Annotated in this window: 14 protein-coding genes; 3 read left to right on the top strand and 11 right to left on the bottom strand. The window is 66.5% G+C overall.

What is annotated here, in order from left to right; genetic code table 11:
* Positions 1-26 precede the first annotated feature (26 nt).
* The 5 genes from ACOQPP_RS00070 to ACOQPP_RS00050 form a co-directional block, all read right to left on the bottom strand.
* Positions 27-1,766, bottom strand: coding sequence for a carboxypeptidase regulatory-like domain-containing protein (locus ACOQPP_RS00070; protein ID WP_420635573.1), 1,740 nt, complete (start codon positions 1,764-1,766; stop codon positions 27-29).
* Between the two features lie 189 nt (positions 1,767-1,955).
* Positions 1,956-2,681, bottom strand: coding sequence for a hypothetical protein (locus ACOQPP_RS00065; RefSeq protein ID WP_419167036.1), 726 nt, complete (start codon positions 2,679-2,681; stop codon positions 1,956-1,958).
* 336 nt (positions 2,682-3,017) lie between these two features.
* Positions 3,018-3,194 carry a hypothetical protein gene (locus tag ACOQPP_RS00060; RefSeq protein ID WP_419167035.1) on the bottom strand — a complete coding sequence of 59 codons (177 nt, stop codon included), beginning with the start codon at positions 3,192-3,194 and terminating at the stop codon, positions 3,018-3,020.
* A 219-nt stretch (positions 3,195-3,413) separates the two neighbouring features.
* Entirely contained in the window at positions 3,414-4,700 is a 1,287-nt protein-coding gene (ltrA, locus tag ACOQPP_RS00055) for a group II intron reverse transcriptase/maturase (RefSeq protein ID WP_420635572.1), read from the bottom strand.
* Between the two features lie 783 nt (positions 4,701-5,483).
* Positions 5,484-10,166 carry an Ig-like domain-containing protein gene (locus tag ACOQPP_RS00050; RefSeq protein WP_420635571.1) on the bottom strand — a complete coding sequence of 1,561 codons (4,683 nt, stop codon included), beginning with the start codon at positions 10,164-10,166 and terminating at the stop codon, positions 5,484-5,486.
* Positions 10,167-10,296: 130 nt separating this feature from the next.
* Between ACOQPP_RS00050 and ACOQPP_RS00045 the strand changes: the two genes are divergently transcribed.
* The gene (locus tag ACOQPP_RS00045) at positions 10,297-10,431 is read left to right on the top strand and encodes a hypothetical protein (protein WP_419167030.1); all 135 of its coding nucleotides are present in this window, start codon (positions 10,297-10,299) and stop codon (positions 10,429-10,431) included.
* 672 nt (positions 10,432-11,103) lie between these two features.
* Positions 11,104-11,718 carry a hypothetical protein gene (locus ACOQPP_RS00040; RefSeq protein ID WP_420635570.1) on the top strand — a complete coding sequence of 205 codons (615 nt, stop codon included), beginning with the start codon at positions 11,104-11,106 and terminating at the stop codon, positions 11,716-11,718.
* Here the strand turns inward: ACOQPP_RS00040 and ACOQPP_RS00035 are convergent.
* The 6 genes from ACOQPP_RS00035 to ACOQPP_RS00010 form a co-directional block, all read right to left on the bottom strand.
* Entirely contained in the window at positions 11,685-12,275 is a 591-nt protein-coding gene (locus ACOQPP_RS00035; protein WP_420635569.1) for a hypothetical protein, read from the bottom strand. The genes ACOQPP_RS00040 and ACOQPP_RS00035 overlap by 34 nt on opposite strands.
* Positions 12,276-12,362: 87 nt before the next feature.
* Entirely contained in the window at positions 12,363-13,871 is a 1,509-nt protein-coding gene (locus tag ACOQPP_RS00030) for a fibronectin type III domain-containing protein (protein WP_420635568.1), read from the bottom strand.
* 327 nt (positions 13,872-14,198) lie between these two features.
* Positions 14,199-14,771 carry a hypothetical protein gene (locus ACOQPP_RS00025; RefSeq protein ID WP_419167026.1) on the bottom strand — a complete coding sequence of 191 codons (573 nt, stop codon included), beginning with the start codon at positions 14,769-14,771 and terminating at the stop codon, positions 14,199-14,201.
* An 83-nt stretch (positions 14,772-14,854) separates the two neighbouring features.
* Positions 14,855-15,445, bottom strand: coding sequence for a hypothetical protein (locus tag ACOQPP_RS00020; protein WP_420635567.1), 591 nt, complete (start codon positions 15,443-15,445; stop codon positions 14,855-14,857).
* An 11-nt stretch (positions 15,446-15,456) separates the two neighbouring features.
* Entirely contained in the window at positions 15,457-17,565 is a 2,109-nt protein-coding gene (locus ACOQPP_RS00015) for a leucine-rich repeat domain-containing protein (protein WP_419167024.1), read from the bottom strand.
* Complete coding sequence (locus ACOQPP_RS00010; protein ID WP_419167023.1) at positions 17,562-19,115, bottom strand: Ig-like domain-containing protein; 1,554 nt, start codon at positions 19,113-19,115, stop codon at positions 17,562-17,564. Before ACOQPP_RS00010 ends, ACOQPP_RS00015 begins: the two co-directional genes overlap by 4 nt.
* An 848-nt stretch (positions 19,116-19,963) precedes the next feature.
* On the opposite strand from ACOQPP_RS00010, the gene ACOQPP_RS00005 reads away from it, so the two are divergent.
* A partial coding sequence (locus tag ACOQPP_RS00005; RefSeq protein ID WP_420635566.1) for a tyrosine-type recombinase/integrase occupies positions 19,964-21,287 on the top strand: 1,324 nt, incomplete at its 3' end.

The raw sequence follows: 21,287 nt of genomic DNA, 5'->3' as shown, positions 1-21,287 counted from the left end.
GAGCGGATTGTGCCGGGCGTCCCGGCTCAGCCGCCGCTCCAGAGGACGATGGCGCCGCAACGGTGGGACGGAGGGGCGAAGCGGCCGGACAGAGAGACGGGCCGAGCGTAAACTTCCAGTGCCACCAGTTCGGCCGGCGTAACGAGGCGATCCACGTCCTCTTCCTCCCGGTCGGCTCCGCGGCTGTCGACGCGCAATGCCCCGTCGAGATAGATCGGAACTCTAGGACAACTGATAGTCTGTGACGAGACGATCCTGCACCCGCGTCCGACGCAAATCTCCCGCACCGCGGAAACCCCCTCCAGGAGATCCGTGACGCGTTCGGAATCCATCTCCTCTATCTCCTCACGCGTCAAGAAGTATCCCTGTCCGAGGCGCGTGCTCTCGGCCCTGCGCGCGTAGAAGCCGATGCTCTCGAGACGCGGATCCCGCCGTGACACAAGGATCCGAGATGGCGCCTCCGGATCAGAACTCAGTTCGGCGCGGACATCGGTCGTGGAACCGGAGACAATGAAGATGGAATCCCCTGCGGAGCCGGTCTCGGGGTGTGTGATCAGGAGTCGGTAGTCGCCGGGACTCAACTCCCGAATCTCGAAGAATCCGTGTTCGTCGGTCGTTGTTAGGGTGTAATCGGTCCCTTCGAGTCTGATCTCAGCGGCGACGACGGACCGACCCCGCGCCCGACCGGTGGCCCGGCCGACGAGGTGGCCAGGGCGCGAGATCGGGATCGTCAGGTCACGCACGACGATCGTCGTATCGGCCGGGACCACGGGAGCGAGCCCGCCGCTCAGCCCGGCGAAGCTGGCCCATACGTTGACATCTCCCCGTGGATCGAGCTCGCAAAACCGATATCGGCCGTTATCGTCAGCGGTCGTCGTCTGCTCCCGCCTGGTGCCGCCGGGTTCGGTGATCCAAGCGGTGACGGTTGATCGGGGCAGGATCACCTCGGTGAGGGAGTCCATCACCGTGCCTTCGACGACGAGCGGAGGCGGCCCCGCCACCTCCTCCGGCTCGCAGAGGACGATGCGCCGCCGCTCCAGTTCGTATTCGTTCAGCCACTGCCGCGTCCAGATGATGACGGTCGTGCAGAACGGGTCGGGCCGGGCCTCCTTCACCACATCCGGAACCTTGTACGCTCCGTTGTAGACCTCGACGGCCCCGATCCCGGTCGCCGACAACGTGGTGATGAGGCCGCTCCGATCCAGACGGCCGTCGATGATGACCTGGGGACCACCGCATGCCAGGCTCCCTCCGCCGCGACCTCGAGCGAGGATGATTTCCCGGATGAGGTTGGGGGCAGCCGCCCATGTGCCGACGCCCCACCGCTGCACAAAGGCGGGATCGTAGAACTCGCCGATGCCCTCCGCCTGCCGGTCGTAGAACCCCACCCGCTCCAGGTAGGCGGGTCTCCACTCGATCTCGACTTCCAGTGGTTCGACGCCGAGGACGACGGGTTCCAGCCGCAGCTCCAGCGACAGCGTCCCACCGCCCCGCACCTGCACCTCGCCCGTCCTCGTCCCGTACGCGATGTGCCGGACTTCGAACGTGTGGGCTCCGTCGAGGACACCAGCGAGACGAAAGGCGCCGTCTGCATCGGAAAGGGTGGATGCGCCGACCGCTGGGATGGCCACGAGCGCCCCCTCGACCGGCACGCCGGTGCTCGCGTCCACGAGGCGCCCCACGACATCCGTCGCCTGCTGCGGCAGCGGCGTCACGGCCCCGACCGGCGTGGCGATGGCCGCAAGGAAGTGCGCGGCGCCGGCCAAGGTACGGAGGACCTGCCCGGCGACCCCTTCGCTACCTCGGGATGCGCGCCACCTGGACCCGCGGATAGGGATCGTTCCTGTAGGACACCGCGTACACATCGCTCACCGCCAGCAGTGAGGGAATTGCATCGCCCCAACAGCTGATTCAGCGGAACAGGTCGGAATCGAGCAGATTTGTCGCAGAATCGATCAACCTTGCCCCATACATCCGCTCAGCAGCGGCCGAACGAGATCGGCAACGAACCGTGCCATAAGTTGAGCGCGGGGTATCCGTTGGAGTTGCGTGAGCGTGCTTCCCGGCCACCGCCTCGACTTGCGGTGCAGCGTCTGGCGCACGAATCCCAAGCGCTGACTCACGGCCTTCCAGCCGAGGCCGGAGGCGCGCAACTCGTGGGCCCTCACGATCACGAGGGCGCTCAGGAGCTGGCTCAATGTCGCTCGCGTAGCGACACTCTCCCGGAACTGCCGAGACAGCGCGGCGGGGGAGTAGGAAACGGCCCCTGCCAGATCCTTCACGCTGCGAAACGGTACGTCGGTTGCCGCACGCAGGCTGTGCTGCAACGCTGAACGGAGGGCGGCCGGCAGCTTCGATTCCAGAACCTGGTCAGCCAGCCGGAACAGGGGGACGGTTCGAAGTGCCGCGTCGATCCGGGCTGGGAGTTCCATCAACTCATCGAACCAAAGGAGTTCCGACACTCGCGTGTCGCGCAACTGGCGAGCGACCTCGAGATCGGAGTCCGTCACGAGGATGGTGGGAAGCCAAGGCACCTTACGTTCGACCTTCCGCAAGAGTTCGAGCTTCTCCGGTGGTATCGGATGCCGGCAACCCGCGATCAGGCATTCGTCGTGGCCCTCGGGATCCGTGAACTGACCCTCATCCGTCACAACCTGAAGTGACCCCCAAAAGTTGGACACCCGATCTCCGGGTTTATTGTGCTGCTCAACCCTCGCGGTAGAAGTCCTCGTATGTGGACGCCCCCTGGTGGGCAAGCCGGCTTCAGAATCGAGTCGGTGGCAGCCTGGTCAGGTACTGTCGTATGTCCGGCCTCTTGATGCAGCCCTCGTTGGCCGCGGGCCCGTATGGTGTTCGTGAGATCGGATCCAAATCGATGAAGCGGGCTCGAAGGCCCTGTAGCGCTTTCTGGTTTTTCCGATCCCGTCTTCCAGACCGTTTGCCCTTACCTGTTCTCGCGTCCTGCCCACATCTGCCGGCAGTTTCTCTGCTTTAGCTTCTCTCCTTTCGCCGCCCGCTCAGGCGGCAGCGCGAACCTGATAGATCTCCTTCTTCGTGCTCAGCGCCCAGACCATCCGCGCCGTCCTGTTGGCGAGTGCGACCGCAACCAGCATCTTCGGCTTGCGTGCCAGCATCCCGGCCAGCCACGGATCCGTGATCTCGCCGCGCCGGATCGCGTGCTGGACAACCGTCATGGCTCCTATGATCAGGAGCCGCCTGAGATCGCGCTGGCCCAGCGGATCGCCAGAGGCCTGAATCCCGGTAGAGTCGAGGGCTGGCGCGCCGGCCGTAGGGTCCGGTGGCTATTCCGTCGCTTTCGCTCCGGGCCGCAGACCGGCTCCCGTAGTCACGTTTCCAGCCCCCGCTCATCGAACCGGACGTGCGGATCTCCCGCATCCGGCTCTCAGTCGGGATCATGCCTTCGCCCACGGAAGGTGTCGTGTCGTCAGCGCAAGGCGCGTGAGGCCGCATTCCTCCCACAGCCGTCGGTTGGAAAATCGCACGTATTTTCCTGATTTCACCTTGTGCTTCCGGCAGAACCACTGTCGCAGCCGCAGGGCCGCGTACGCATCCACAGCCGCGTAGGCCGGACTGACCTGGCCGAGTGTGAAGTAGTTTGCCCATCCGGACAGCATCCGATTGAGGCGCCCTACAACCTCCTCTGCTGGACAGCCCTCGTAACGTGGCTCCGTTTGCGCCCTGATCCTGCGGCGTATGCTTTGAATGCTCGCCTTGCTGGGCCTGGTGCCGATGTACCGGCTTCCGTCCGTCGGGCGATAGTTCCAGCCGATGCGGTATCCAAGGAACTCGATCGGCTCCTCGGGGCATCGGAGGCATCGGGTCTTCCGGGCGTTGACCGGTAGCTTCAGTCGTTCCATGAGCCGGTTGACCGCCGCCAGCATCTCCGCCGCCGGGGCCCTTCCGAGCACGCAGAAGTCATCCGCATAGTTCACGATCTCCGCACCGAAGCGCCGGGCATGACCCAGCGCCTTCCAGCCAAGGATGAACCGCCGCATGTAGATGTTGCTCAACAGCGGCGAGATCGGAGCCCCTTGCGGAGTCCCCTTTCTCTCCTTCCGCGCCCGGTTCGTGCGGCGTGTGCCGCCCTCCCCGTCCTCCTCGACCACCGGCATCTCCAGCCACGCCTTGATGAGTCCGAGCATCCGCCCGTCGCTCACGCGCCGGGCAACACTCTTCATCAATTCGGCGTGCGGTATCTCGCCGAAGTAGTTCGAGAGGTCCGCATCGACCACTTCGTTGCGGCCCCCGCGCAGCAGGCGGTGGACCCGCCTGACCGCGTCCTTGGCGCTTCGTCCCGGCCGGTATCCGTACTGCTCCGGCTCCAGGTCCGCCTCGAAGATCGGCGACAGCACCAGCATCGCCGACGTCTGCGCAACCCGGTCCCTCAGGCAGGGGATGCCCAGGGGACGGAACTTCCCCGGCTGCTTCTTCGGAATGAGCACCTGTCTCACCGGGTTCGGCTTGTAGGTGCCATCCTTCAGGTCCCGCGACAGTTCCCCGATCCAGCTCTCCACTCCGTGCGCCCCGATGTCCGCGACCGTCACACCATCGACGCCAGCCGCTCCGCCGGTGCGCCGGACCATCCCCCATGCCGCCAGCAGGAAGTCCTCCCGCCATACCTTGTCGACAAGGGCGTGAAAGCGCCGTCCGGGTTCTTCCTTCGCTTTCGCATGTAGCACGGTCTGGAGTCTCCGAACGCTCACCGACCCTGTTAGGCTCGCGCCAGTGGTCATGTCCCTGCCTCCTTTCCGTACCGCTCCCAACTCAGGGCCCCTTCCCTCGACGGGCATTACCCCGCGTCCCCGGTACTACGGGCCCATCCGCCACCCTGCCGGCCCGGCCTGCCCCTCGCGGGGTTCCGGTTGCCGCGTGCCACGGCACCGGCGGGGCTTCCCGTGTTGCCACACTCTCCATCTTCCACACGTGCCGACGCCACTACCCCGGCGGAAACCAGCCGATTGTCCCGTCGCTCTTCTTTTCCCGGCCAGTCGGCGGCCTTCCCCTTTCTTGCGGAGGGTCGGCTCCCGCGTTTGATGTTTCGAGGCCTGCTCGGCGTTCACTCGCGTTTCGGCCCGCGTGGTCGCTGAACCGCCTTCCGACTTAGCTCCTCCCTTGGCCGTCTCCACCGTTTCCGACTTCGTGCCCGTGTAGGGTGTCGCGTATCGTGCGCGGCCCGTACCGAAGTGCTTCAACCCATGTCGTTACCTCCATGAGCCGCTCCGGTTGCTACCGGCTGGAGCGACAGTTGCCGGGCGGGATTTGCACCCGCAAGGAAGGCGCGCCTTTCCACGGCGCACGCAAGAACTCGTCTAAATTCATACAGGACTGCACGATCTGCGTTTCTTGCCGTTGGGCCGTCACTGACTCGATCATGTCGCGACAGCGGGAAAGACGGAACCGATTGGCGGGAATCCATGTCACCTCGCTCCCCCCTGCGGCGAATCCCTTGCCGGAACGTTTCGTCATCGCCGCCACCCCTCCGCTCCCGGTATCCCGCGGCTGAACAGCACCTCCAGCCCCGCCCGGCCGGCGCGCCCGGCCGCGTCCATGGCGGCCTGGATCGGAGCCGGCAAGTCCCGCAGTATCCCCCGCACCTGCCGCGTTCGCGGATTGCGCAGGATCGCCATCCCAAGGTTGCTCTCTCCATCCAGTGTGGCGTACCCCGAGGGGCCCGTGAGGGTGATGCTGGCCAGGCTGCCTTCCCACCCGGCCTGCACCGGAAGCACGAAGGCGAAGGATGAACTCCCGTCGCCATCGGCCGTCTCGGGCATGGCGAAGCTGAGCGAGAAGAGTTCGGTCCCGCCGCCGGTCCGGCCGGTCACGGTGTACGCGCCGGCAGAGGACGGCAGGGCCGGGCGCGCGTCAACGACGAACGCCGGTTCCAGGTATGGCACCGTGTCAGCGTCAATTCCGCCCCACAGCAGGAGCCCGCGGGTGACGTTCGCAGCTGCCACAGCCGCCCGAGGCACCTCGTCCACCAACCGATAACGAAGCGCGTTCGTGAAGTGATAGTCGCTGACCCACTCCGGCCCACAATACGACATAAGATCTGGCCGCGATGGATGCACCAACACCCAGCCGCCTTCATGATCATACCCCCAGCTTCCGCTCGATCCGTCGGAATAGGGATAACCGCTATCGAGTCCTGCGGCACCGCCACATGGAGCATGGTTGAGACTCATGTTGTGCCCGAGCTCGTGAGCTATGGTTGCAGGAAAAGGCATTGATGCGCTTAGCCGATTGCCGCGCGCATAGCCAGCCAATCCCAGATCTCTCCTTGGCGACACGAAGGCCATGTAGTGGCCGCTGCCGCCTTCCATCAGGCGGATGGCTTCCAATGTGCCCAGGCTCACGCCCTTGTTGTGGTCCGTCAGGACGGGCTCGTGCGCCTCCACGTCCAAGACGCCAACCGGCAGCAGCGTCCGGGTATCCCTGAGCATCTCGTGGTTCTCCGGATCCGCCGCCATGCCGCTGGCGAGGTGCAGAATCGAGGAGTCCGGGTTGGCGGCCCACAAGAACGGGACCAGCGTCAGATCGAGTGTGGGCATTGCCTGCACTTCAACGGTCGCACGGCCCGTGCCCGGAATCCGCTTCGCCACCCCCAGCGCCGAGTCCAGCGTCCCGTCAGGGTCGACCTCGATGACCATCTCGAGTCCTGGCTGTACGATATGACCGGGAATCTCGGCGTTGGCGGATTTCGAGAGATCGCCCTCGTAGACGTCCGTCGGGATGGGCGTGGTTGCTGCCGGGATGTTCTCCACGTGCACCTCCCGGCCGTCAAGGTAAAACCGGGCCCGGACCGCCGGAATGCCGGCGCTTGTCGCGCGCTGGGCTGTTGGAAACACGCGCAGCAGCGCCCGCTCGCCGGCAACCAGTGGGACAGGAAAATCGCGCGACTGCACTGCTTGGACCAGGTACGCGGCGGCGGCATCTCCGGCGTTGCAACTGGCGATGCGCCGCTTCCGGATCCCTGCCAGCCAAGCCTCGAACGCGGGGTTCGAAGGCGCGCACAGGCCCGTGCCTGCAGCCGTAAACTCGTCGAGTTCCCGAAGAGCGGTCAGGCTTGGCGGAAGAACGCCCGACATCGTTGCGTTGTTCGTGACTCCGAGTTCCCGGAGCCTGGTTAGCTGTCCCAGTTCTGAAGGAATCGAGCCCGTCAAGTCGTTCTGATCGAGCCAGAGCTGTTCCAGACTGGAGAGCTTGCCGAGTTCGGGTGGAACGGAACCGGTCAGCGCATTCCTGACCAAAAGGAGTTCTTCCAGCTTGGTGAGGTTGCCGAGTTCCCGAGGGATCGGGCCGGTCAATTCGTTTTCGCCGAGCGCAATACTGGTCAGATTGGCCAGATTTCCGAGTTCGGGCGGGATGGGGCCGGATAGGCCGGTGCGCCAAACGTAAAACCGCGTCAGCTTGGAGAGCCGGCCAAGTTCCGGAGGAATGGGCCCCGTCAAAGCCGTAAACGAAAGGAGTAGTTGCTCAAGTCGTGCAAGATTTCCGAGCTCAGGGGGAATCCGGCCAGACAACTCCCAATTCTGCAGGAACGATAGAACTTCCAGGCGTGTAAGACCACCGAGTTCCGGCGGCAGGGCGCCGGTCAAGCCGTTCTCGAACAGGTCTAAGTACCTAACCCGTCCATCGCTGTCCGTCGAGACGCCGGACCACTCTCGGAGCGGTGCATCGCTGAGCCAGTTGTCGTTATTGGTCCAATTCGGTCCGCCGGTCGCAAAGTAGAAGATCTCAAGGATCTCCCGGTCCGTTAGCGGGGCACACTCCTCGCCGGTGCCCTCATGCGACGGTATTCCGGCCAACCACGTCTGAAAGGAGGCGTCGGATGGCGCGCACAGCTCGGTGTCGGTGTAGTGGAGTTCGACAAGCGACAGGCGGGTGAGAGACAACGGCAGGCGACCGGACAGCCCGTTGTCTCCGATACGCAGACGGCGCATCTGGGCCAGCTTGCCCAGATCGGCCCGCAGGCGACCTGTCAGCCCGTTGTCGGTGAGGTCGAGCGTCACGACACGACCGAGGGAGTCGGCGGTCACTCCGTACCATTCCTCCAGAGCCGGAGTCCCGAGCCAGCCGTCGGAGTTCGCCCAGTTCGGTCCGCCGGACGTCTGGTAGAGGGTTTCGAGCACATCCGCGTCGGACGCGTTGCAGTAGGGACCGTCGGCGCGATGCTCCATCCTTTCCAGCCATGAGAAGAAGGCAGAGGTGCCCGGCGCGCAGAGACCGGCGTTCTCACCAAACCTGAAGTATTCAAGCCCATCGAGCTTGAGTAAGCTCTCGGGGATGGTGCCGGTCAGGTCATTGAAAGCGAGATTCAGAACCCGCAGCCCAGTGAGGTTGCCGATCTCGGGTGGGATCGGGCCGGTGAGGTTGTTCCAGCCGAGGTACAGCTGGGTCAGCTTGGCGAGGTCGCCGAGTTCGGACGGGATCGGGCCGGAAAGAAGATCGTTCAGTCTGAGGTTCAGCCAGGTCAGGTTGGCGAGGTCGCCGAGTTCGGGCGGGATCGGGCCGGTGAGGTTGTTTCCGCCGAGGCCTAATCGCTCCAGCTTGGCGAGGCCGCCGAGTTCGGGCGGGATCGGGCCGGTGAGGTTGTTTCCGCCGAGGCCTAATCGCTCCAGCTTGGCGAGGCCGCCGAGTTCGGGCGGGATCGGGCCGGAAAGGTTGTTTCCGCCGAGGTCTAATCGCTCCAGCTTGGCGAGGCCGCCGAGTTCGGAAGGAATCGGACCGGTCAGACCGTTGAATTGAAGGTGCAGCTCCTTCAGGTTAGCAAGATCCGCGAGTTCCGTCGGTAGCAAACCCTTCAGGCCATAGCGCAAATGCTCGCCGGCATCGTTGTCCCAGCGACCGGCGAGAACCAGCGAGATGACCCGTCCCTCGCCGTCCACCTCCACCCCGTACCAGTCCCCCAGCGGGGCATCGGTCAGCCAGTTGTCGTTGTTGACCCAGTTCGGGCCGTCGGTCGCGTCGTAGAGCGCCACCAGCGCCGCCCGGTCCGGGTTCTCGACGGTGATCGCGGATGTCCCTGAGGCATTCCCGGCCGCCGCCGTGATCGTGGCCGTCCCCTCCGTGACGCCCGTGACCAGTCCCGCCGCGTCCACCCGGGCCAGTGACGCATCGCTCGACGACCATGTGAACTGAGCGCCTTCGACCCGGTGCCCGTTTTCGTCGAACGCCTCCGCCACCAGCCGGAGTGTGTCACCGGGCGCGACCGTGTCCGCGGCCGGTGACACGACGACCGAACCGACCGACTGCATGACCGTCACCAGCGCCGCACCGGAGACCTCGTCGACCGTGGCGGCGATCGTTGTCGCGCCTCCGCCGATGGATGTCACCAGCCCGGCCGAATCCACCGCCGCGACGGTCGTGTCGGCGCTCGACCAGGACACCGGAACGCCACCCATCACACGTCCGGCCTGATCGCGCACCTCGGCAGTGAGTTGCGCGGTCTGTCCCAGGGCCGTCAACGCCAGCGTGTCGGGGGTCACCGCTACGGTTGTCGGCGCCGGAGCCACCACCGCGAGTGCCGCGCGGCCCGTGACTCCCGCCGCGGTGGCCGTGACCTCCACCTCGCCCGCGCCGACCCCGGTCAAGAGACCCGCGTCGTCCACCACGGCGACCAGCGTGTCGCTCGATGCCCACGAGAACTCCGCCTCCGGCACGGCATGGCCGTTGGCGTCGGCCGCTTCGGCCACCAGGCGCAGGGTGTCGCCCACGACCAGCGTGTCGGCCGCCGGAGAGACCGTAACCGCGCTCACCTCCTGGGCCACCGTCACCGTCGCGGTGCCCGATGCCGAGCCCGCCGTCGCAGTGATCGTCGCCGTCCCGTTGCCCACCGCCGTCACCAGCCCGGATCCGCCGACCGTGGCCGCGCCGGTGGCGTCGCTCGCCCAGCTCGCCGCGGCACCCGCCATCGCCTGGCCGTTCTGGTCGCGCACCTCGGCGGTGAGCTGCGCGGTGGCGCCCAAGGCGCCGAGTTGGGCGGCCGCGGGCGTCACCATCACGGTCGCCGGCCGCGGAGGGTCGGGGGGCGGGGCCGGAGGTTCCGTGGCCCCGTCGCCGCAGGCGTACGCCCAAAGAGTCGCCGACAGCGCCGCTGCCACGAGGAGGCCGCGCTCGACAGGTGTACCCCAAGCCAAACGTTCCATGAGTCAGTCCCTGCCGGATTGCCGCCCACTTCGTCTCTACCAACGATTCTAACCTTTCGGGTGTAGGCTATGGCAATGACTGTATCTCATTATGTCTATGCCGTAGTTGTGCTTAGCCAACGAGGCCGCCATGACGGATCCCAAACCTGCGGATGACCTGTCGAGGGGCATCCTTGACGAGTACGGCGATCTCCAAGCCGCCATGAAGCGCGGCGTGGCGCTGAAGAAGCAGGCTCGGCGGACCGTGCCTCGCGACACAGGCTGAACGGCCTTCCCCGGAGCGTCCGCGGCTGCGGCGGACGGGGTTGTCGGACGCCGCTGAGGCGGTCAAGCCAGCATACCCCTTGTGGGAACAAACGGGCTGGTGAGGGACTCCGCCCCTTCGATCCCCTGGGGCCGGCCGCGCTTCGCTGCGGCGTGCGTGTGCGCGTAGCGTGAAGGCTGGTGCCGGTCGAGCTTGCCGAGGGCGTGCAGCTTGGCGGCTCCGCTCTGGACCGTGCCCGTGCCGGCGCGCGTCCACCCCTCGCATCCGCGCCACGTTGTGCTACGCGGCGTGTTCCGGCGGGCGTTGACGCTGGTGGCGGCCACGACGCTATGGCGTCGGCGGGAGGCGCACCGGCGAAGGGATTCGAGGCCCGCGCGTCGCCGCCCGCCGCTCTTCCGGCAGCACCAGTGGACCGGCGGCCGGGACGGCGGGGGGCGTTGTCCGACCGGTCTGCCATCGGGCGCCCCCGAGCGGCCTCTTTGGGTCAACATGAATATGGCATAGGCAGAGAATAACTGCGGGTATTGCCAATAAGCCCCCCTGCGTCTCCATTCGTTGGTACAGTCGAAGCCAGCGACAATGCAGCACGGAGGAAATCGTGGAACGTGGGAGCAAATACCTACCACAGGCCAGAAGCGGATGAACCTTTCACTTGACCCGGACCTCCCGCGCGTGAGGAAGGTGAACATGAGGCGCGGGACGCTCCTGCTTCTTTCGGCGCTGCTTTTCAGCGGTTGTTCTGCCTTCTTCGTGACCAATCCACCGCCGGGTGACGGACCGTTACCCGAGGGATCCTGTACGTACAGCTACCTCATACCGGCCGTTGATTTGGCGATGGCAGGCCTCTGGACGGGCGCAGCGCTTGCGGTCAAAGATTCCGAGGACGATGGGGCCTTGCCTGTGTTTCTTGCTGCGGCGCTTGTGCAGGCCATGGCCGCCACGGAATCCGGATTCCCGCCGATATCGGAGTGCCGACGCCGCCAGTCGATGAGCGAGGAGGCCGTGGCGCGCCAGCTGCGCGCCACAGGACTTGGCCTCGTCAGGTCCCCGCAAGTTAAGATGGCCGGTGTGAACACCCTGCATCGCCGCACGAGTAACCTTGAGCCCAGCTTCTTCTACGATGCTCCTGGATTCTGGCATTCCACGCCGCTTCCCGGGTCCACCGTACCGACCATCGCGGTCGTCTATCGCGCGCCGGAGACGGACAACCCGTGGCACCGCCGGACGTGGTACAAGGCGAACTCTGGCTTCGCTTACAAGCCCGAACTGATGCGGACCGGGCGATAGGGGAGAGCTTCCGGGCGCTCCGTCTCAACCAAGGCGGCTCCGGCGCACACGAGAACCTGTTGATCGCGCCGGGACGTGGCAGGAAGCGGAGGCGCGCATAGCTCCACGTGACGACACTCCGATAGTCGCTGTTGGTGTGGCCGCGGCAAGCTCTCCACCGGCTGCCGGCCGACGCGCGTCGAGGAGATCACCCGGCCGCCCCTCACGCGCACGCCGTGCTCGCCCACCCTCTCCTCGCTCGCGTACACCGAGCGGGTGAACGCCACCTGCATCTCCACCGCCTTCTTGCCGTCGTGCCGCTCCGGCGGCGACACGAACCGACCCCTCAGGGCGCCCGTCGACCCCGCCTCCGTACACGGATAGGTCGGCTTGTCGTCGAATTCCTCCTGCAGCGTGTTGCTTGGCAAGTAGTCGTAGTCGTCGCCTGCCCCGTCGTCCGCGATCGTCACGCACGCGGAACTCGGGCTGCCGATATTCGGGTCGCGGTCGTCCGCCGGGTGAGCGGTCCCGGATAGGCTGCCGACGCTGCAGCTTGTGCGCTGAATCGACAGCGTCACCGGCCCGTGCTCGGCGTAACCGACGGGGAACGGCTCCGTCTCCAAGTCCCAGTACCCCGTGGTCGCCGACGTCTGATTGAAGTCGGGCTACGTGTCCGACAGGCCCTCGCGCATCAGCGGCAAGTCCCCGCAACTTATGTGCGACCCGTTCGTGGTTCCGTCCAGGCTCGACTGACGCCCCGGCGACGGATAGTGACGGTCTCTCTCCACGTGGGCGTTGAGCCAGAATCTGCCCAGCATGGCGGGGTTGCCCCAGTCGTGGTAGTTGCGGATGCTCGTCGCCCTGATCCGGTAGCGGATGCTCCCGCCCTCGGTGATGGCGCCCTCCTCGATCTCGTCGCCGCTCCCGTCGAGCAGATGCAGGCTCAGCACCGGCCGGCCCGACTGCTTCTCCCCGGTGCGCGCCGTCGCCGGCGCCGACCACGTGCCCCCATTCGCCTTCACCGAAACCTTGTACTCGGTGTTCGCCTCCAGGGGCCAGATCCAGAGGCGCTGGTCCGTCGTCCGCCTGGACCGCGACTTGCTCCCGTCTTCATCGGCCGGCCAGTACCGCACCCGGTAGCCGGAACCGGTCGGCGTGGTCCAGCTCGCCTCCAGCAGCCCCGCCGTGCCCGAGGGCGCGCTCACCGTCAGTGCCGTCGGCGCGTCCGGGTGCAGCGGCGTCGCCTCCGCCTCGTTCGACGGCCCGCTCGCGCCGCCGGCATTCACCGCCCGCACCCGGAACACGTAGGCGATCAGGTTGACATGCTTGGTCGCCGTGTAGCTCGTGGCGTTGCTCCCGCCCCGCCTGCTGTCGGGAATCGCCTTCCACCCGGTGTAGTCTCCCGCCTTCCGCTTGTAGCGGTATTCGTGGCGCGAAATCACGGCGTCCGGCGGCGGCAAGGCCCACGCGAGCGTCACCCGCTCGTCGCCGGGCGTCGCGGTCAGGTTGGCCGGGACGGGTGCGGCGGGCGGATCGACTTCGGAATTGTTCACGACTGCCGGGACGCGGCCCACGCCGGTGGTGAAGGAGGCCACCTCGAGGTTGTTGTTGTCGGCGATGGCGTCGCTCCCGGCGACCGACTTGTCGTAGCGGACGACGACGGCCTGGCCCCGGTAGATTACGTCCGTGGGGTCGATGAAGACCTTCTTGCTGTCCGACCCTGCCCCTCTGGCTGCATCAATCTGCTTCTCTTCGCCGTCAACGGTGATCGTGAAAGCGTTGCCGGCTGCAGTCGGCAATTGCTGCGCCGGAAGGCCGAGCTTCTCGCTGAACTTGAGTTCGATTTCGCTTCCGTCTTCGGAGACCTCCGCACTGCTGAGCGTCGGCAGGGGCACCCGCACCGTCACGGGCGTCTCCGAGGACCAGTCGAGGCCGGCGTCCTCCCAATAGTAGCTAATATCCAGATTTGTATCTTTCGCATCGGTGAACGCGAACGTGCCGCTGCTGTCGACATGCAGCACCAGCTTTGCCCGGTCGGCACTGGTGAGTGCGCTTTCCAGACCGAAGTACAACCACCCGGGGCCGTCGTCGTCTTCCCGAACCCAGAGGGCGTCAATGGTGTAGTCGTTGGTTCCCACCGAGAACGTCTTGTCGGACAGGTCGCCTACGTCCAACGTTTGATAGAACCCGGACCCTGCCACAAGACCGCCGACCGTTGCAGACTCCACCCGTCACCACGCCGCACCAGATGTCGCCGTCGTCGGTGTCCAGCGTGCAGGTCTGGGCCTGCGCCGGCACGGCGAGGGCGCTGGAGAGCGCCAGCAGCGCCGCGGCGGCGAGCGCCCGGGCCCGCCTCTGCGGCGGAGGCCGCATAGGCGTAAGGAGAGGAAGTCACCGCCCCGGCGGGGCGGGGGCGATGGCGGGCGGCGTCGCTCCCGCGGGCGAGCCGTCCGCGATGACTTCGAAACGTGTCGACCCCTGCCAAACACTGCTTCCGGGATTCAGAAACGAGTGCGCACTCCCAGGATCATGGCGGCATTCCCAATGCGGTCGTGTCCGATGTGCACCAGGGGACTGAGTGTCGCATCGCTCCGGCCGGGGATCGGGATAGTCTCCCACTCCTCCTGGAATAACACTCGTCCCAGGACGAAGCCTGCCGCGCCCCCTCCGAGGATGCCCCACCAGAAGGCGTTGCCCGTTATTTCACAGGAGTCGTCGCTGAACAACAGCAGAGTGGTTTCCCTGCAGACAACGCCATCGGCCGCGTAAGCCCCCACTAGGCCTCCCACCAGTATTCCCCCCAAAGTCGGATAGGCCCAGGCGTAGTCGACACAGCAGGTCCTTACCTCAAGCATGTCGACTTCCATGTTGGAGACTTCCTTGAGTTCCTCCTGCGAAAGCTCCAGCGTGAACCCGGCGTCCCTCGTCTCGACAACGTCCCCCGTCAATACGTCTCCGTCGATGGTCACACGGACACGATTGCCAATGTCCTGAGCTGTCAGTGAGCCACAGGCGAAAAGGCACAGGCTGGCGATGATTGCAGCGGCGGTTCCGACGGCATCCCGGTATGTCATGGTCATCCTTCTGGCCGTGGCACTCACCGACGCGAACAGGCTCGGCGTTGCCCTGGGGCGTGATGCAAACGGGAGCGACCGGTTCAGAAGCGAACCCGCGTCCCCAGAATTATGGTGGTGCCTCCGTAACAGGGCCGCAGGCCCGCCAATGGAGCAAGCGATACCCCGCCGAGATCCCCGTGCGGGATGACCTCCCACCTGTCGGTGAGAACCATCAGCGCCACGGCCAGGCCGGCCGCTCCGCCGATGAGGCCTCCCCACAGCTCGTTATTGCCCGTTCTGGTGCAAGTTTCGGACACAATGGGGAACGGGAGGAGGATAACGGCCTCCGAGCAGGTCTTGTCATTGGTAAACTCTCCTAGACCCCACCCCAGGAGCAGACCGCCTCCGACAGCGATCAACCGTGCGCCGCGCATGCAACAGGTTCTCACTTCGAGGCTCTCGACCTGCCCGTACTCGACCTCCTGCTCTCGCGTGAACCCGGACAAAAGGCCGGACGACAGAGTCACCGTGAATCCCGTCTCACTTGTGTCGGTGACGTCTCCCGTCACCGTGTCACCGGCGATGACCACGCGGACGTGATCACCCGCGTTCTGGGCAAAGACGGAATCGAAGGTGACAAGCAGCAGAAGAACCGTCGAGAACGCCGCCGCAGCAGCAGGTGATGACTTCATTGCTTCCTCCGCTACCTCTGGTTGGCCGACGCGGCCGGAAACACCTGCAGCGGCAGATCTCCCGACCTGGAGAGCACGTAGCCCCGATGGTAGGCGCCGCGGTCGTCGGCGTATCGTCCGGGGGGCAGGCCGGGAAGCTCTCCCACATCCACGGTCACGGGACCCGTCGTGCCGGCCGCGCGCGTCACCGTCACAACTCGGCTTTCCACGCTTCCAATGGGAATCGTAACCGTCGACCCTCCGTCCATCACGCCGTTCGTGACGCCTATGGGCAGGTTGATGTCGAACGGCGCACCTGCGTGGGCCCTGGCCTTGAACTGTCCCTCTCCGGCCGGTTCGAGGGATATGGTTATCGGCAAGGGGTCCGTGGGATTATCCTGCAAGTGCACCGAAAAGAGCCGGGACATCCCCGCAAACAGGCCGTCCGGCAGGCTGGTCAACAGGTTGTCGGCGAGCTCGAGGCTTCCCAACGAAGTGAGGCCGGAGAATGCCGCGCTCGAGAGGTCGGGCATTCGATTGTCGTTTAGATCGAGAACCCACAGTGAAGTCAGTTGGGAAAAGACTCCATCCGGCAGAGTGCCGACGCCCAGCTCGTTCTCGTAGAGCCATAGCTGCCTCAGCAAGGGCAGCCCGGCAAAGGCCTCCCGGGTAAGGCTGCGGAGTTGATTGCGGGACAGTTGCAATGCTCTCAGCAGGGGCATCCCAGAAAACACGCGGTCCGGGAGGCCGGTCAAGCGATTCCCGTTCAGATGCAGGCTCTCAAGCCTCGACAACCCGGCGAACATCCCCTCCTCAAGGCTGGTCAGCAGATTGTTCGTCAGATTGAGTTCCCTCAGTTCGGCAAGCTCGAAGAACGCCGCCCTCGGCAGGCTGGTCAGGCGATTGTTGGACAGCCGGAGCGTCTCAAGCGACGAAAGTCCGGCGAACAAAGCGTCCGGGAGCACAACCAGGCTGTTGTCGGAGACCGTTAGCGCTTCCAGCGAAGAGAGCCCGGCGAAGTCGTCCGGTTTGAGCGAGGTGATTCCGTCGTTGGTGAGGTCGAGCCGGCCGTCGATGGCCGCCAGATGATCGTCGGTGACCAGCGCACAGTCGGAAACACTGCGGATCTCGTAGAGGATGGCGGCCACGACCTGTTCGGTCCGGCCGCAGATGCCGGCGGCGGCGGCTTCGATCGAGGCGAGGACGAGCTGCTGGGCCAACAGCGTGCCGTCCGTGGCGGTGGCCGTCACCCTCGCCCTTCCCTCGGCCACGCCGGAGAGCGTCAGTGTACCACCGGAGACGCTCGTGGTCACCACGTTGGTGTTGTTCGACGACGCGTCGTAGGTGAGCGCGTCGCCGTCCGGGTCGGTGAAGTAGCGCGACAGGTTCACCATGGTGGATTCACCTGCCGTCACCGTTTGCTCGGGGATAGTGCCCACGGCCTCCGGGGCCCGGTTGCGGCCCCGCACGGTCACGCTCACGCTGTGCATCGCCGACAGGCCCCCGGGGTCCCGCGCCGCGACGGTCACCGTCGTATTCCCCTCGGCCATGCCGGAGAACGTCAGGGCGCTGCCGGAAGCGTCCGCGGTCACCACGCTCGTGTTGCTCGACGACGCGTCGTAGGTGAGCGCGTCGCCGTCCGGGTCGGCGAAGTAGGACGACAGGTTCACGACGGTGGATTCGCCCGCCCGGAGGGTCTGGGCGGGGATCGTGCCCACGGCCTGCGGGGCGCGGTTGGAGCGTTGCACCGTCACCGCCACGTTCTGTGAGGCCGCAAGACCACCCGGGTCCCTCGCCGTAATGGTGATCGCCGCGCTTCCCTCTGCCACCGCGCGGACGGTGATGGTGCTCCCGGACACCGAAACCGCGGCCACCGCAGCGCTCGATGTCGTGGCCGTGTACTCCAGCGCGTCCCCGTCCGGGTCGGTGAAATAGGACTGGGCGTTCACGGTCGCCGACTCGCCGCCGGCCAGAGTCACCGCCGGGATGGCGCCCACGGCCGTCGGAGCCTGGTTGGGCGCTTCCGGTTCGGTTGGCGGTTCCTTGTCGCCGCACGAGGCCGACCAACCGGCAGCGAGCGCCGCGGCCATCCAGATGAACAGGCGGGCTCGGATTGCAGGGATTAGCGTGCGCAGTCTCATGAAATGTTATCCTGTAACGCTGGTGGTCGCATGCTTGGTGCCGCCCGGGCGATCATCTCGGCGGGATCACGTCGACGACGCGGCCGTTCACGTCGGTGACAACGATGGGCTTCCGCAGGATGTCGTTGCCGAGTTCGGGCGGGATCGGGCCGGTGAGGTCGTTGATCCAGAGCGACAGATAGGTGAGGTTGCCCAGCACGGACGGAATGGGGCCAGAGATGCCATGGTGTGTCCGGCCTTGCCCATGTCCCGGACAGGTCCAGCCGTACGACCCGCCCGGAAGCATCCGTATCCACCCCGTACGATTCCCCGGGCGGCGCGTCGGTCAGCCAGTTCTCGTTGTTGACCCAGTTCGGTCCGTCCGTCGCGTGGTAGAGCGCCACCAGCGCCGCCCGGTCCGGGTTCTCGACGGTGATCGCGGATGTCCCCGAGGCGTCTCCCGTCGTGGCCGTGATCATGGCCGTCCCCTCCGCGACGCCCGTGACCAGTCCCGTCGCATCCACGGTCGCCACCGAGGCATTGCTCGACGACCAGGTGAACTCCGCTCTCTCGACCCGGTGCCCGTTCTCGTCGAACGCTTCCGCAGCCAGCCGGAGCGTGTCGCCCGGCGCGACCGTGTCCGCCGGTGGCGACACGACGACCGAACCCGCCGCCTGCATCACCGCCGCCACGGCTTCGCCCGATGCTGAGTCCGCCGTCGCTGTGACCGTCGTCGTGCCGCTGCCCGCCGCCGTGACCGACCCGGCCGAGTCCACCGCTGCGACGGTCGTGTCGGCGCTCGACCAGGACACCGGAACGCCACCCATCGCACGCCCGGCCTGATCGCGCACCTCGGCGGTGAGTTGCGCGGTCTGTCCCAGGGCCGTCAACGCCAGCGTGTCGGGGGTAACCGCTACGGTTGTCGGCGCCGGAGCCACCACCGCGAGTGCCGCGCGGCCCGTGACTCCCGCCGCAGTGGCCGTGACCTCCACCTCGCCCGCGCCGACCCCGGTCAGGAGACCCGCGTCGTCCACCACGGTGACCAGCGTGTCGCTGGATGCCCACGAGAACTCCGCCTCCGGCACGGGATGCCCGTTCGCGTCGGCCGCTTCGGCCGCCAGGCGTAGCGTGTCGCCCGTCACCAGCGTGTCGGCCGCCGGAGAGACCGCAACCGCGCTTACCTCCTGGGCCACCGTCACCGTCGCGGTGCCCGTTGCCGAGCCCGCCGTCGCCCTGATCGTCGCCGTCCCGTTGCCCGCCGCCGTCACCAGCCCGGATCCGCCGACCGTGGCCACGGCGGCGCTGCCGCTCGACCAGGTCATTGCAGCACCCGCCATCGCCTGTCCGTTCTGGTCGCGCACTTCGGCGGTGAGCTGCACGGTGGCGCCCAAGGCGCCGAGCTGGGCGGTCGCGGGCGTCACCGCCACGGTCGCCGGCCGCGGAGGGTCGGGGGGCGGGGTCGGGGGTTCCGTGGCCCCGTCGCCGCAGGCGTACGCCCAAAGAGTCGCCGACAGCGACGCCGCCACGAGGAGGCCGCGCCCGACAGGTGTACCCCAGGCCAAACGTTCCATGAGTCCGCCCCTGCTGGGATTGCCGCCCACGTCGTCTCCACCGACAATTCTAACCTCTCAGGTGCAGGCCATGACTATGACTGTAGTCCTATTATGTCTATGCCGTAGTTGTGCTTAGCCAACGAGGCCGCCATGACGGGGCCCCAAACCTGCGGATGACCTGCCGAGGGGCATCCTTGACGAGTACCGCGGTCTCCAAGCCGCCATGAAGCCCGGCGGACCGTGCCTCGCGACACAGGCTGAACGGCCTTCCCCGGAGCGTCCGCGGCTGCGGCGGACGGGCTTGTCGGACGCCTCTAATGAGGGGGAGCCAGCATACCCCCCGTGGCCACACTCCGTGCGTCCCCTGCGGAGGCTGGCGGGGGGCCGTGCCCCCTCCTGACCCCCGGAGATCGCCGCCGCAGCAGCGGCGCGAAGAACACTCTACGGACGGTCCCCGGAGGCGGGGTCCCGGAAGGGTGTCGAGCGCCGCTTTCAGGCGGCGGAGAACCCGTTCGCCGACCAGCCTGGCCGCCGGGCTGTTCGGCATCGCCGCGCAAGGACGGGACGCGGAGGTCGCGGGCGGCAGCCACGCAGTCCCGGCTCCGGACGCGCTTCCGGGGACAGACCATGCCGGGCGGCCTCCTTGTGCCGCGCGGATGTCGTTCGGGGGTCCGGGGGAAGCCCCCGGCCAGAGGTTTTTGTAATGCAAAAACACATCTGCCTCCACGGAGACCCGCAGAAACGAACGGCCCGAGTCGCACCCGGCGCGAAAGCGGACCGGGCCGCCAACTCTGGACGACGCGCCCGCCCGGCGCGAGGTTTCAAACGCGCAGATCGTGCAGTCCATCAATCGGAGGTATCGAACGATGGCACGCACGAAACGAGGCCGGCGCTCCTACGGCGCCGGCGAATGGGGCCGGAACCGGGTCAGGATCTTTCCCGACCCAAAGACCGACATCTTCCAGATCGAGTGGCGGGAGAACGGGCGCAGGCTCACCCGGTCCCTCAAGCACCGCGACTGGGCGCGCGCGAAGAGCCAGGCGGATCAGTTCGCCGCCGGGTTCATCGACGCGCCCAACGGCAAGGCGGAAGCCGAGCCGGAGCCGCTCACCCTGGAACGGCTTTTTGACATCTACGGCGAAGAGGTGACGCCCACCAAGAGGCGTCCGTCCCGGGCGCGGGACAGGGTCGCGATGGCGATGTTCCTCAAGTTCTTCGGCAGAGACCGAAGGCCGGAAACCTTGTCACAGCGGGACTGGGACCGGTTCATCCGGGAGCGCCGGGCGGGCACGGTCGGTCCCAGTGGCAAGCCCGTGGGCAACCGGATGATCGAATGGGACCTGACGTTCCTGATGGCCGTGCTGAACTGGGCCGCGAGGTCGAGGGACGAAGAGGGCCGCCTGCTCCTCGACAGGAACCCGCTGAAGGGTCTCAGGAAGCCCATCGAGAAGAACCCCACCCGGGTCGTTCTCACGGAGGAGGAATACCAAGCCCTTCTCCAGGTCTCGCGGCAGGTCGATTGGCGGTTTCACGTCGCCCTCGTGCTCGCGCACGAGACAGGGCACCGGATCGGCGCGATTCGCAACCTCAGGTGGGCTGACATCGACCTTGAGGGCGAAACGGTGCGGTGGCGCGCCGAGCACGAGAAGACTGGCTACGAGCACCGGACGCCCTTGACCCCCGAAGCCAATCGAAGTCTTCGAAGTCGTTCGAGAGGCGGGGAGGCGCAACCCGGCCTGCGGGGACGCGCCGGTGCTGCCCGCGACCATGAATCCCTCGGCGTGCCTGGGCTTCCCGCAAGCCCGCTTCTGGTGGAAGCAGGCGGAGCGGCTCGCGGGACTCGAACCGAAGCGCGGAAGGGGCTGGCACTCGCTGAGACGGAAGTTTGCCAGCGACCTGATGGACCTGCCGCTCAAGGTGCTCTGCGAACTCGGAGGCTGGAAGGCGGCCAAGACCGTGCTGCGCTGCTACCAGCAGCCAGACGAGGCGCAACTCAGGCAGGCAATCCGGAGCCGCCGCAGGCCGCGGCGGGCCTGAACCCAATCGGCGGGAACAGATTGGCGGGAATCGCACCAGCGGAATCCATAACGTCAACGCTCACAACAGTATCCGCGCCCGATGGTGAATGCTGGCCCATCTTCGATATTCTGCCCAGCCTCGGCTTGCCCCCGGTGCTGTGCTGTCGCGGCA

Source organism: Candidatus Palauibacter sp., from assembly GCF_965222475.1.
Classification (GTDB): Bacteria; Gemmatimonadota; Gemmatimonadetes; order Palauibacterales; family Palauibacteraceae; genus Palauibacter.
This window is presented reverse-complemented; position numbering and strand designations above follow the sequence as displayed.